We start from the raw sequence: 13,085 nt of genomic DNA on the forward strand, positions 1-13,085 counted from the left end.
GATACACCCACCGTTCAAAGAGCTTGAGATGTTGAACTTTTTGGATGCGGTAATCATGGATTCTCTCGGTTCTCTCCCCGCAGGATGGGCAACGATGAGGCGTTCGCGGCATTTCTACATGGAGCGCGATAAAGTCCTCTCGTTCCTCCATCTTTGTGACCTTCACACCTTTTAATCCGGGCAAATCCATGGTAAAATTCATCGTACACGCAGCTCCTATCCTTTCTTTGTTTCTAGGCAATTCAAGGATAATGGATAAAGGAGCCTGCGTGCATTTTTTTGCCCTCTTTTGTGCAAAAACCCCAACATTTATTGTATAGCCGATTTTTACCCTTCTTCACGAAAAAAACCACCCTTGCTTTTACGCAAGGGCAGCTAGTATCCATTAGGCACTTTCCTTTGGTTCCGGTTTAGTCATCGCTACTTCCGAGCCATCTTTCATTTTTAAAATCGGGAGCTCTCCCTCGGTGACGCATTTATCGTGAATGATACACGTTTCTACGTCGTCGCGGGCAGGTAGGTCAAACATGACGTCGAGCGTTAGTCCTTCAATGATTGAGCGCAAACCACGTGCGCCTGTTTTACGCTCAATCGCTTTTCTTGCAATTTCACGCAACGCTTCATCAGTAAATTCTAAATTCACATCATCTAGCTCAAGCAACTTCTTATATTGTTTAACGAGCGCGTTTTTTGGCTTTGTCAAAATCTCGATAAGCGCTTCTTCATCTAAAGGCTGCAAGCTCGAAATGACAGGCAGTCGTCCGATGAATTCTGGGATAAGACCGAAACGAAGCAAGTCTTCAGGCAATACTTTGCTTAAATATTCACCTGGTTTTAACTCGTCTTGCTTAACTTCGGAGCCAAACCCAATGACTTTTTTCCCGAGACGGCGCTTAATGATTTGTTCAATGCCATCAAACGCTCCTCCACAAATAAAGAGAATATTCGTCGTATCGATCTGAATGAACTCTTGATGGGGATGCTTTCTCCCTCCTTGAGGAGGAACGGAAGCTGTTGTCCCCTCTAAAATCTTTAGTAAGGCTTGTTGGACCCCTTCTCCAGAAACATCACGCGTAATCGATGGGTTCTCAGATTTACGTGCAACCTTGTCAATTTCATCAATATAAATGATCCCTTTTTCCGCTTTTTCTACATCATAGTCAGCAGCTTGAATCAATTTAAGCAAGATGTTTTCCACGTCTTCACCAACATAACCAGCTTCCGTTAAAGAAGTGGCATCAGCAATCGCAAAAGGTACATTTAAAATGCGAGCGAGCGTTTGAGCTAATAGCGTTTTACCACTACCCGTAGGTCCAATCATACAGATATTACTTTTCGAAAGCTCGACCTCTTCCGATTTGCTCATGGAATTGATGCGTTTATAGTGATTGTACACAGCAACGGATAACGATTTCTTTGCTAAGTCTTGACCAATCACATAGTCATCGAGAATTTCGCGAATTTCATGAGGCTTCGGCACCTCTTGGAACTCCACTTCTTCTTCAGTGCCTAATTCCTCTTCTACAATCTCCGTGCACAATTCGATACACTCATCACATATATAAACGCCCGGACCAGCGACTAATTTTCTCACTTGATCTTGTGTTTTTCCACAAAAAGAACATTTCAATTGCCCTTTTTCATCATTAAACTTAAACATCCGGATCACCCCTTAACTAGTATTGTACCACGTTGTTAAAGCTTCTCGTAGTCGAAAAGCTCTCATGGATTTGACCCGCTCAATCTTTCCTCGCTATTTTGACATTGTAACATAGAACGACCATTTATGTGAGTAAAAGCGCTTTTGAAGCCATACAAAAAAACTTATGTACTGTTAGTGTAATGTGATACGGTTGTGACATGTAGACGAACGAAATAGGTATGTAAGTCATATGTACTGTCAAATAGCGAATCGTGAACATGAGGTGAGTCAAAAAGCGCGAAACATTTGGATGCACGCGAGCATAAGATAGCTTCTATCTTTTATATTTATGACCGCATTTTTTATACATTCAATAATTGAAGGAGAAATTCCTTCTTTTCGTGGTAATGTTTCGCCTTCTCATTAGGATACTCGAATCCACGCTTTGTCATACAAGCTAATTGGATCAAAAATAGTGTAAAACAAGGCACGAAGCACGTGCCTTGTTTTGGTTTTACATGTCATGGTGTTACCGACTATTTTGTTATGAGACAGCTTTACTGTGCTCGACTAGGAAATCAACCGCTTTTTGAATCTTAAGGTCAGCTTTAATACCGTCCGTTCCACCTTGCGTTGCAAAAATGGATTTAATTTCATCCACAGAACGTTGGTACATCTCAGCCATTTTTTCAAGTTCCTTTTCAACATCTTCATCAGATGCTTCTAAGTTTTCTTGATTTGCGATCGCTTCGAGTGTCAAGTTCACGCGAACACGCTTTTCTGCATCTTCTTTCATTTGTTCACGAAGTTGCTCTTGTGTCTGGCCTGAGAATTGGAAGTACATTTCAAGGTTCATTCCTAGCATTTGCAAACGTTGCTCGAACTCTTGTGTCATGCGGTCAAGCTCTGTATTAATCATAGCTTCAGGAATATCAATCGTTGCATTTTCAGACGCTTTTTGAATAAGCGTATCCCGCTTCTCATGATCCGCTTCGTGAGCGCGATCTTTTTCAAGCTTTTCACGGAGCTTCTTTTTCAGCTCATCTAAGCTTTCTACTTCTTCATCCACGTCTTTTGCAAACTCATCATCAAGCTCAGGAAGCTCTTTGCGTTTTACATCATGAATTTTCACTTTAAAAGTGGCTGGCTTTCCTGCAAGTTCTTCCGCATGGTATTCTTCTGGGAATGTGACTTCCACATCTTTTTCTTCCCCAGCTTTTAGGCCAACAAGTTGGTCTTCAAATCCTGGGATAAATTGACCTGAGCCAATTTCAAGAGAGTAATTTTCCGCTTTTCCGCCTTCAAAAGCTTCACCATCAACGAAGCCTTCGAAATCAAGAACAGCTGTATCACCTTCTTGGATAGCTTCTTCTTCAACAACGACAAGCTCTGCCTGACGCTCTTGCAAGCTCTTTAATTCTTGTTCTACATCCTCATCAGAAACAGTCGTATCTTTTTCCTCAAATTCTAATCCTTTATAGTCACCAAGCTGAACTTCTGGTTTGACTGTTACAGTTGCCTTAAAAATCAAGTTATTCCCTTGCTCCATTTGTTCGATATCAATCTCTGGGCGGTCGACAGGCTCGATCCCTGTTTCATCAATTGCCGCAGCATACGCTTCTGGTAAAAGAATATCGAGTGCATCTTGATAAAGAGCTTCTACCCCAAATTGGCGTTCAAAGATTTTGCGAGGTACTTTTCCTTTACGGAATCCAGGTACATTGACCTTTTTTACAACTTTTTTAAATGCTTTGTCTAAAGCTTCGTCCACTTTCGCTGATTCAACATCAACTGTTAAGACACCTTCGTTACCTTCTAACTTTTCCCATTTTGCAGTCATTGTTTATTAGTCCCTCCAACTTCACACTTACATTTTTCAAACGAACCTTCTGCTTTACAACCACTCTATTATAACATAGTATTGATTGATTTCAAGGGATAGGTTAGCGGAAGGAATGACCACTAATCCCTTGAAACGTCTCGGTTTCAACAAAATGAATTTCTTCTCCTTTTTCTAGCATTTGCTGCACCCGACAATTGTACATCCCGGCAATTTCTTCTTCATCGAAAGGTAACCCATTTGATTCATGAACGGCTACATGAACGGCTCCTGCCCATAGATCTTTCTGCTCAGGCTTCGGTGTAAAAGGATATAACGCGTACAAAAACTGCCACCAAAGCTGCTCTGCCATTTTAAACAGGGACGGGTTCTCGACTGCCAATCTGGCTTCTAGCTGCTCTACCACCGCATTTCCAAACCGCTGTTGCTCATCCGCATTAAGCTCTGCTGGGATGACCTCCGCTTCCTGATCAAATTTTCGAATTCTCACACGCTTTTCTACTTTATGCATCGTTAACATATGTAAGGCATAACTTCTCAAAGCAGGATCATTGCTTTCAGATTCGACGAATGAAAGCAGAGTGCGAATATCGGCCGGATCGTTATGCTTGCGCATCTGTTGTAGAAAATGCCATTGTTCTAATGAATCTCGCTCATTTATATCATCATATGTTTCTTTTAAATCGAGCTCTTCAGAAAGCGGCTCTTTTATGTATGTAGGAGAATCCTCGACCATCTGGCGACTAAAGTGGAGTAGCTGATAAAAGGATTCGGCGTGTTTAGCCGGGAGTCTATCTTCAGCAAGAACGACGTCTAACATTTCGACCACTTCATCATATCTTCCCAACTGGACGAGTAACGAAAGATGAATTTGCAAGATATCATAGTAGTTTCCAATATCATTTCGCAACATTTGATCGGTTAATAGCACAGCATCATCTAACTTGCCTAATTCCACGTAACAAAGAGCTTTACCGAAAAGAATTTGCGAAGGTTCAGCATCGTATTGTTCTGCTTGTTCAAACATGGTTAACGCTTTTTTCGCATCTTTTTCTTTTAGCGCCTCCATCCCCTTTTCAATCAATCGCTTGACAAGTCCTGGGTATAACACGATGTTATCGCTTGATTCCGTTTTTTTCCCGCTCATGGTATTGTATCGCTCCACTCTTCTCTCCAATGGGAGAGAACGATTCTTTGCCTAAGTGTACCAAGACGCACATGAAAACACAAATCGAGGAGAGAAAGTAGCTGCCTAGTATTCAGGCAGCTACTTTCCGTTTCTTCCATTCATATTCCCTACTCTTTTGATCATTAAACCCGGCTTGCCTCAAATTGTTTAATTTGTTCCTCGTAACGCAAGGTAAGTCCGATCTCATCCCATCCATTAATGAGCATTTCTTTCCAATACCCATCAATTTCAAACGTTGCTTCGAATCCATCCTCACTTGTCACGGTTTGGGCTTCCAGATTTACAGTTAGGCTATAAGCTGTATCTTTGCCCTTCTCCATCAAAGCTGTTACTTCCTCTTGCTTTAATTTCACAGGCAAGATACCATTTTTGAAACAGTTATTATAGAAGATGTCGGCAAAGCTTGGTGCAATGACTACTCTGAAGCCGTAATCTTTAATGGCCCAAGGTGCGTGTTCACGCGAAGAACCACACCCGAAGTTATGCCCTGCGACAAGGATCGTCCCTTGTTTTGCATGAGGTTGATTTAGCTCAAAATCTGGATTGTCTTCTCCATTCGGCAAGAAGCGCCAGTCAAAGAATAAAAATTGGCCAAATCCCGTCCGCTCTACACGCTTTAAAAACTGCTTCGGAATAATTTGATCTGTATCTACATTGACCCGATCCAAGACGGCAATCGTACCTGTGTGTGTCTTTAGTGGTTCCATCGGTCTTCCCCTCCTTTTACGCGATTAAACGGTCTGCGGTTCGGATTGGAATGTGCGAACGTCCACAAAGTGACCTGCAATCGCAGCAGCTGCTGCCATCTGTGGGCTCACAAGGTGTGTCCGCGCTCCTTTTCCTTGTCTTCCTTCAAAGTTACGATTCGACGTAGACGCACAGCGCTCACCTTCAGGAACGGTATCAGGGTTCATCCCTAAGCACATACTACAGCCCGAATCACGCCACTCAAACCCAGCTTCCTTAAAGATTTCATCCAATCCTTCTTTCTCTGCTGCCCGCTTTACTTGCTGAGAACCTGGTACGACAAGTGCTCGCACGCCATCCGCCACTTTTCTTCCTTTTATTAATTCTGCTGCTGTACGTAAGTCACTAAGACGTGAGTTTGTACATGAACCGATAAACACGTGCTGAATCGCAATCTCAGTAATCGGTGTTCCTGGTTCAAGGCCCATGTAAGCTAGCGATTGTTTGATCGCCCGACGCTCATTCTCATCTTTTGCATCGTCTGGTGAAGGGACAACCTGACTAACCCCTGTCCCTTGGGCTGGATTTGTTCCCCACGTGACCATCGGTTCAATTTCAGACGTATTCATTGTGAGCACACGATCATACACAGCTCCAGCATCAGTCGCTAACGCTTCCCATTGCTGGATAGCCACGTCAAACGCCTCACCTTTAGGAGAATTCGGTCGGCCTCGAAGGTATTCAAACGTTACAGAGTCTGGACTAATTAAACCAGCTTTTGCTCCTGCCTCAATCGACATATTACAGATCGTCATCCGCTCTTCCATTGATAGGGAGCGAATCGCTTCTCCCGTAAACTCGATGACATGTCCGGTTCCAAAATCAACACCATATTTCGCAATGACGGCAAGAATAATGTCTTTTGCTGACACAGATGGTGCTAATTCCCCTGTAACACGAACTTCCATCGTTTTCGGCTTCGATTGCCACAACGTTTGCGTTGCTAGTACATGTTCTACTTCACTTGTACCGATCCCAAAAGCCAGCGCACCAAATGCGCCATGAGTGGACGTATGACTGTCACCACAAACGATCGTTTTTCCTGGTTGCGTTAAGCCGAGCTCTGGTCCGATAACGTGGACTATTCCGTTATTCGGGCTATCTAAACCAGCGATCTCAATTCCGAATTCTTTGCAGTTCGCCTCTAACGTCTCAATTTGCTTCCGAGCAATTTGATCTTGAATGTTAAAGCGATCAACCGTCGGAACATTGTGATCCATCGTAGCAAATGTCAAATCTGGCCGGCGCACAGGGCGGCCTGCTAAGCGTAAGCCCTCAAATGCTTGCGGTGAGGTGACTTCATGGACCATATGCAAGTCGATATAAAGAAGGCTCGGCTTGCCTTCCTCACCGATGACCGTATGAGCGTCCCAAATTTTTTCAATAATTGTTTTTGGAGCCATCGCTTTTCTTCCTTTCTAAAGCATCATTTATGAAATATCAACAGAGGCTTGAATCGCTTCAACTACAGCATCCGTAATCGCTTTGGTTGAACTTGATTCTTCACCTGGCTTAGCAATATCTGCTGTACGATACCCTTGTTTTAATACTGCTTCAATCGCATCTTCAATTGTTTTCGCTTCTTCATGCAAGCCAAAGGAATATTTTAACATCATGGCACATGATGCAATCGTCGCAAGTGGGTTTGCTACCCCTTTCCCTGCAATATCAGGAGCTGATCCATGGATAGGCTCATAAAGTCCCGGTCCATCACTCGTTAAACTAGCAGACGGAAGCATTCCGAGGGAGCCTGTCACCATCGAAGCCTCGTCGCTTAAAATGTCACCAAAAAGGTTTTCCGTCACGAGCACATCAAATTGTTTCGGTCTACGAATGAGCTGCATTGCCGCATTATCTACGAGCATATGTTCAAGCGTAACTTCAGGAAATTCTTGTGCCACTTCGTTTGCCACTTCGCGCCACATCCGACTCGATTCAAGAACGTTCGCCTTGTCAACCGATGTGACATGTTTATTTCGAACCATAGCTAGCTCAAAGGCTTTACGAATAATTCGTCGCATTTCCCCTCTCGTGTAGAGAAGGGTGTCTACGACTTCCTCTGTTTCGCCTTCACCCCGTCGTTCACGCGGTTCCCCGAAATAAAGCCCCCCAGTCAGCTCTCGGACAATTAATAAATCTACCCCATCGATCACATCGTTTTTTAAAGTGGAGGCATCTGCTAGACTGTCATACACAGTGACTGGGCGTAAATTAGCAAAGAGGTTTAATCCCTTCCGTAAGCCGAGCAGTCCTTTTTCTGGACGAAGATGACCGGGCAGTGTATCCCACTTCGGACCTCCGACAGCACCAAGTAAAATTCCGTCCGCATGACGGCATACGTCTAGCGTTTCTTCTGGGAGCGGCGTTCCTACCTCGTCAATCGCACATCCGCCTAATAGGGCTTTTTTATAGGAGAACGTATGCCCAAAACGATCGGCCACTGCCTGCAGCACTTCTATGGCTGCGTCCGTCACCTCAGGACCAATACCGTCCCCAGGCAAAACCGCTATTTGTTTCTCCATTGCCCTACACCTCCACCTTCGATCCATAAACTTCTGCATATTTCTTTCGATTAATCGTTCGATTAACTGCGTTTAAATAGGCTTTTGCTGACGCTTCTAACACATCATGGGCCGTGCCGCGTCCACTTGAGACGACTCCTTGATAATCCATTTGAACATAGACATCTGCCAGAGCATCCCTACCGCCAGTAATGGACTGAATTCGATAATCTAACAATTTCACCGGGGCATCGAGCAGGCGCTCAAGTGTATTGTAAATCGCCTCAACACTTCCAGACCCAGTGGCCGCCTCTTCCGCCACTTCCCCTGATGGTAACTTCATCGTGATCGTTGCCGTATTCGTCAGGTTGGACCCGTAATTCACTTGAAGAGCTTGCAATTCGTAATGGTTCGTTTCTCCTCCAACGGTCTGTTCGGTCATTAAAGCAAATAGATCGTCTTCGGTAATTTCTTTCTTTTTATCTGCTAGGTCTTTAAATGCTTTAAAAATGTTGTTTAGCTGCTCATCTGTTCCTGTAAATCCAAGTTCCTGAACTTTCGTTTTGAACGCATGGCGCCCTGAATGTTTTCCAAGCACCATCGAATTGGATGACACACCGACCATCTCAGGTGTAATAATTTCATATGTTTGTTTATTTTTTAGAACGCCATCTTGGTGGATGCCCGATTCATGAGCAAATGCATTCGCTCCTACGACCGCTTTATTGTTCGGTACAACCATGCCCGTTAATTTGCTTACAAGGCTACTCGTACGTTTAATTTCTTTTAAAATAAGTCCAGTTTCTGTTTCATAATGATCTTTACGAATATTAAGGGCGACGGCAATCTCTTCAAGAGAGGCATTACCGGCTCTTTCCCCAATGCCATTAATCGTGCATTCCACTTGATCGGCCCCGCCCTGAATCGCTGCTAATGAGTTAGCAACTGCCATTCCAAGGTCGTCATGGTTATGAGTAGACAAGCTGACTTTGTCGATGCTTGGAACGTTTTGCTTCATATATTGAAACATTCGCTTAATCTCTTGCGGCGTCGTATATCCAACGGTGTCAGGTAAATTAATAACGGTTGCTCCCGCTTGGATCACCGCTTCAATGATTTGCGCTAAAAACGGAAAGTCCGAGCGGCTCGCATCCTCAGCTGACCATTGAACATGCTTGAAACGACTGGCTGCATACTTCACAGACTCAACAGCCTTTTCAATCACTTGTTCTGGAGTCATTCGTAATTTATGTTCCATATGAATGGGAGAAGTAGCAATAAAGAGATGAATCCGTGGCTCCTCAGCCGATTTTAACGCCTCCCACGCTGCGTCGATATCTTTTTGCACAGAGCGGGCCAGCCCAGTAACGGAGCTTCCTTTTACGGTCTCCGCAATCGCTTTAACCGATTGAAAATCCCCTTGGGAAGAGGCTGGAAAACCAGCCTCAATAATATCCACACCGAGACGCTCTAACTGTTTTGCGATTTCCATCTTTTCCTCAAAGTTGAGGTTCACTCCGGCTGACTGCTCACCGTCACGCAACGTCGTATCGAAGACGCTAATTTTTCGCACTGCCGACCACTCCTTTGGATTTAGCTTTTACGAATGGCATCATTTCTCTTAGCTCACGACCAACGACTTCAAGTGGATGATTTTTCTCACGTTCGTTGATGGCTGTAAATTCTGGGCGATTCGCTTGGTTTTCTAAAATCCAACCTTTTGCAAATTTTCCTGTTTGAATATCAGATAAAATGTCCTTCATCGCTTGCTTCGTCTCTGCTGTTACGACACGTGGTCCTGCTTGGAAGTCTCCCCATTGAGCCGTATCAGAAATGGAATAACGCATATATTCAAGTCCACCCTCGTACATAAGGTCAACGATTAATTTTAATTCGTGCAAGCATTCAAAGTAAGCAACTTCTGGCTGGTAGCCAGCTTCTACTAATGTTTCGAACCCAGCTTTTACAAGTGCTGATGTTCCACCGCAAAGGACGGCTTGCTCACCGAAAAGATCTGTTTCTGTTTCTTCTTGGAATGTCGTCTCAATGACACCTGCACGAGCAGAACCGTTCATTTTTGAGTATGCAAGGGCGATGTCTTTCGCTTGACCTGTCGCATCTTGGTATACGGCTACAAGACCTGGAACGCCAGCACCGTCAACATAAGTGCGGCGTACGAGGTGTCCTGGACCCTTCGGAGCTGCAAGGAATACATCCACTGTTGCTGGAGGAACGATTTGGTTAAAGTGAACGTTAAATCCGTGAGCAAAAGCAAGTGTTTTTCCTTCTGATAATTCTGGCTCGATTTCATTTTTGTAGACGGTAGGTTGATGCTCATCAGGCAATAGAATCATGATTACATCGGCGCGTGATGCTGCTTCGCGAACAGAATATACTTGAAAACCGTCCTCTGCCGCTTTATCCCAAGATTTCCCTGGACGAAGACCAACGATCACTTCCTGTCCGCTGTCACGTAAATTTTGCGCATGGGCATGACCTTGTGAACCATAACCGATAATTGCTACTGTTTTTCCTTGTAATACACCTTCGTTAATATCTCCGTTATAAAATACTTTTGCCATTTCGTATCTCTCCCTTTTCCTTTTTATTTTTTTGGGTTTAATTAATGAGAGTGATGTGGTTACCTTCCACATCGTATTTTTTCGACCCTCGTTTGAAGGCCGTTATCCCTGTTCTAGCAAGTTCCTTAATTCCATACGGTCTAAGTAAGTCAATAAATGTTTCGACCTTTTGATGATCGCCTGTAATTTGGACGGTCATGCTCTCCCTACCAATGTCGATAATGGAGGCGCGGAACGGATTGACGACTGCTGCGATTTCTCCCCGCTGTTGGGGTGAGGCAACGACCTTGATTAAAGCTAGCTCCCTCGCCACAATCGCCTCATCGGTAATGTCTTTTACTTTCAAGACATCAACTTGCTTGTGAAGCTGCTTGATGACTTGCTCAATGTTTTTTTGGTTATCAACGATGACGACGAACGTCATTCGTGACACTGTCGGATTTTCTGTCACCCCGACCGTAATACTCTCAATGTTGAAATGACGTCTTGCGAATAAGCCTGTGATCCGGTTTAAAACCCCTGATGTGTTGTTCACAAGAGCTGTGATCGTTCGTTTCATGGCTTCACTCCCTCCATTTCATGCTGGCCTTTCCCTGGTGAAATCATCGGATACACATTCTCCTCTTTCGCTACACGGAAATCCATTAAAACCGGACCATCATGATCAAGCATTTCTTTTAATGCTTGATCCACCTCGGAAAGCTTCTCCACCTTCATCCCTTTAATGTCATAGGCTTCTGCCATTTTTACAAAGTCAGGCTGAATCGGGAATAGGGAGTTGGAGTAGCGCTCCCCGTGGAAAAGTTGCTGCCATTGTCGCACCATTCCAAGCGAGGCGTTGTTCACTAAAATTACTTTTACCTTCAGCCCTAATTCTTGTAAAATGGACAGCTCCTGCAACGTCATTTGGAATCCTGCGTCGCCGAGAACCGCTACAACCGTTGACGATGGCTCTGCGATTTGCGCTCCGATCGCGGCAGGGAAACCGAAGCCCATCGTGCCAAGTCCGCCTGATGTTACCCAACGATTCGGCTTATTGAACGCATAATATTGGGCTGCCCACATTTGGTGCTGGCCGACATCGGTCGTGATAATCGCCTCACCATTTGTAGCTTCACACAATTTTTCGATCAACTGCTGCGGCTTGATCGTCTCCCCATCTTCCTTGTACCAGAGTGGATATTCTTGCTTCATTCGCTGCAAATCTGCACGCCACACACTGTTATCACCGCGTTTGCCATTTTCCCCAATGAGCATTTTCAACGCTTCCTTCGCACAGCCGACCACAGGAATTTCCGTTTCAATGTTTTTACCGATCTCTGCTGGATCGATGTCAATGTGGGCCACGCGTGCATTTGGTGCGAAGAAAGCAAGGTTACCTGTCAAACGATCATCAAATCTGGCTCCGATACTGATTAACAAGTCCGATTCATGAATCGCCATGTTGGCCGTGTACGTTCCATGCATGCCGCCCATCCCTAAATGTAGTTCATGATCCGCCGGAAAGCTTCCGAGTCCAAGCAGTGTATTGACGACTGGAATTTGTTGTTGCTCAACATATTCAAACAGCTCCTGTGCAGCATGAGCATGAAGCACACCTGCACCAGCGAGAATAACGGGCTTTTTCGCCTGTGATACAGCTTCGACAAGCTTCCGAATTTGCAGGCGATTTGGCATCACTGTCGGTTGGTACCCTGGAAGGTGCACTTCTTTATCGTAGTCGAATAGGCCTGTTGTAAGAGAGATATCTTTTGGAAGATCGATGAGTACAGGCCCAGGCCTTCCAGTCGTCGCGATATGGAACGCTTCTTTGATGATCCTCGGTAAATCTTCGATTGTGCGGACTTGGTAGCTATGCTTCGTGATAGGCATCGTAATTCCGATCATGTCCGCCTCTTGGAAAGCATCCGTTCCGATCAGTGTTGTGGCTACCTGTCCCGTAATGACGACAAGTGGTAACGAGTCGATCATCGCATCAGCAATTCCCGTAACAACATTGGTGGCTCCAGGTCCTGATGTGACGACACACACACCGGGCTTTCCTGATACACGAGCATATCCCTCTGCTGCATGGATCGCTCCTTGTTCATGTCTTGCTAAAATATGATGGATCCCTGTCTTATAAATCTCATCATACGTTGGCAAGATCGCCCCACCTGGATATCCGAAGATGACATCCACCCCTTCCCTCGCCAAGGCTTGAATCAACATGCTTGACCCTGACATTTCCTGAGGTGGTTCAGGCTTTGGTTGCTCTCGCTTTTTCAACTTAAAGTTGGTACTCATCATTGCTCCTCCTTTAATTCTTTGATTGTCTCTCTCCAACAACAATGGAATAATAAAAAAATCTTTTTACCCACGCTGCCAGAATTTCTAGCAAAGGGGCAAAAAGATTTCTCTTTTCACGGTACCACCCTCATTCGTAGCATTTTTACAAATGCTACCTCATGGACGATCAAATCGTCTCATTTTGATAACGGGTGTAGTGAAAAACCACCCGGCAACATCTACTAAAGCAGGCTGTGCCCGATTGTTCGAAGTCGCACTCCGAGGTGAGCTTCATTAAAGGATCATCGCTGCCTCT

The 13,085-nt window shown here is 44.7% G+C and carries 11 protein-coding genes and 1 other annotated feature (1 of these 12 running past the window's edge); all 11 genes read right to left on the reverse strand.

Annotated features, from left to right (window positions below; translation table 11 throughout):
* Nucleotides 1–202, reverse strand: a 202-nt coding sequence (locus tag E2L07_RS00005; protein ID WP_134228508.1) for a transposase family protein, incomplete at its 3' end; no start/stop codon positions are given.
* Nucleotides 203–385: 183 nt separating this feature from the next.
* A complete protein-coding gene (gene clpX / locus E2L07_RS00010) occupies nucleotides 386–1,660 on the reverse strand; it encodes an ATP-dependent protease ATP-binding subunit ClpX (RefSeq protein ID WP_134228509.1) in 1,275 nt (424 codons plus the stop codon).
* Nucleotides 1,661–2,186: 526 nt separating this feature from the next.
* Nucleotides 2,187–3,482 carry a trigger factor gene (gene tig / locus E2L07_RS00015; RefSeq protein ID WP_134228510.1) on the reverse strand — a complete coding sequence of 432 codons (1,296 nt, stop codon included), beginning with the start codon at nucleotides 3,480–3,482 and terminating at the stop codon, nucleotides 2,187–2,189.
* A gap of 103 nt (nucleotides 3,483–3,585) precedes the next feature.
* The gene (locus E2L07_RS00020; protein WP_053430577.1) at nucleotides 3,586–4,647 is read right to left on the reverse strand and encodes a DUF3196 family protein; all 1,062 of its coding nucleotides are present in this window, start codon (nucleotides 4,645–4,647) and stop codon (nucleotides 3,586–3,588) included.
* 146 nt (nucleotides 4,648–4,793) lie between these two features.
* Nucleotides 4,794–5,378: a 3-isopropylmalate dehydratase small subunit gene (leuD, locus tag E2L07_RS00025; protein WP_010899199.1), complete on the reverse strand. Its 585-nt coding sequence runs from the start codon at nucleotides 5,376–5,378 to the stop codon at nucleotides 4,794–4,796.
* A 24-nt stretch (nucleotides 5,379–5,402) separates the two neighbouring features.
* Nucleotides 5,403–6,821 (reverse strand): 3-isopropylmalate dehydratase large subunit, encoded by a 1,419-nt coding sequence (gene leuC / locus E2L07_RS00030; protein WP_053430575.1) that lies wholly within the window; start codon nucleotides 6,819–6,821, stop codon nucleotides 5,403–5,405.
* 27 nt (nucleotides 6,822–6,848) lie between these two features.
* Nucleotides 6,849–7,940: a 3-isopropylmalate dehydrogenase gene (leuB, locus tag E2L07_RS00035; RefSeq protein WP_010899201.1), complete on the reverse strand. Its 1,092-nt coding sequence runs from the start codon at nucleotides 7,938–7,940 to the stop codon at nucleotides 6,849–6,851.
* Between the two features lie 4 nt (nucleotides 7,941–7,944).
* Nucleotides 7,945–9,492 (reverse strand): 2-isopropylmalate synthase, encoded by a 1,548-nt coding sequence (locus E2L07_RS00040; RefSeq protein WP_134228511.1) that lies wholly within the window; start codon nucleotides 9,490–9,492, stop codon nucleotides 7,945–7,947.
* A complete protein-coding gene (gene ilvC / locus E2L07_RS00045; RefSeq protein WP_010899203.1) occupies nucleotides 9,479–10,501 on the reverse strand; it encodes a ketol-acid reductoisomerase in 1,023 nt (340 codons plus the stop codon). Before ilvC ends, E2L07_RS00040 begins: the two co-directional genes overlap by 14 nt.
* A gap of 37 nt (nucleotides 10,502–10,538) precedes the next feature.
* The gene (gene ilvN / locus E2L07_RS00050; protein WP_010899204.1) at nucleotides 10,539–11,060 is read right to left on the reverse strand and encodes an acetolactate synthase small subunit; all 522 of its coding nucleotides are present in this window, start codon (nucleotides 11,058–11,060) and stop codon (nucleotides 10,539–10,541) included.
* On the reverse strand, nucleotides 11,057–12,787 hold the full coding sequence (gene ilvB, locus E2L07_RS00055; RefSeq protein WP_134228512.1) for an acetolactate synthase large subunit: 1,731 nt from the start codon (nucleotides 12,785–12,787) through the stop codon (nucleotides 11,057–11,059). Before ilvB ends, ilvN begins: the two co-directional genes overlap by 4 nt.
* Nucleotides 12,788–12,878: 91 nt before the next feature.
* Nucleotides 12,879–13,085, reverse strand: a binding site (T-box leader); it runs 63 nt beyond the window's last position.

This window comes from Halalkalibacterium halodurans, assembly GCF_004376175.1.
GTDB classification, from domain to species: Bacteria; Bacillota; Bacilli; order Bacillales; family Bacillaceae_D; genus Halalkalibacterium; species Halalkalibacterium halodurans.

Coding starts and splice junctions, on each gene's coding strand:
- ilvB (WP_134228512.1), bottom strand. CDS start 12,787: ATGAGTACCAACTTTAAGTTGAAAAAGCGAGAGCAACCAAAGCCTGAA.
- clpX (WP_134228509.1), bottom strand. CDS start 1,660: ATGTTTAAGTTTAATGATGAAAAAGGGCAATTGAAATGTTCTTTTTGT.
- ilvN (WP_010899204.1), bottom strand. CDS start 11,060: ATGAAACGAACGATCACAGCTCTTGTGAACAACACATCAGGGGTTTTA.
- leuC (WP_053430575.1), bottom strand. CDS start 6,821: ATGGCTCCAAAAACAATTATTGAAAAAATTTGGGACGCTCATACGGTC.
- ilvC (WP_010899203.1), bottom strand. CDS start 10,501: ATGGCAAAAGTATTTTATAACGGAGATATTAACGAAGGTGTATTACAA.
- leuD (WP_010899199.1), bottom strand. CDS start 5,378: ATGGAACCACTAAAGACACACACAGGTACGATTGCCGTCTTGGATCGG.
- tig (WP_134228510.1), bottom strand. CDS start 3,482: ATGACTGCAAAATGGGAAAAGTTAGAAGGTAACGAAGGTGTCTTAACA.
- leuB (WP_010899201.1), bottom strand. CDS start 7,940: ATGGAGAAACAAATAGCGGTTTTGCCTGGGGACGGTATTGGTCCTGAG.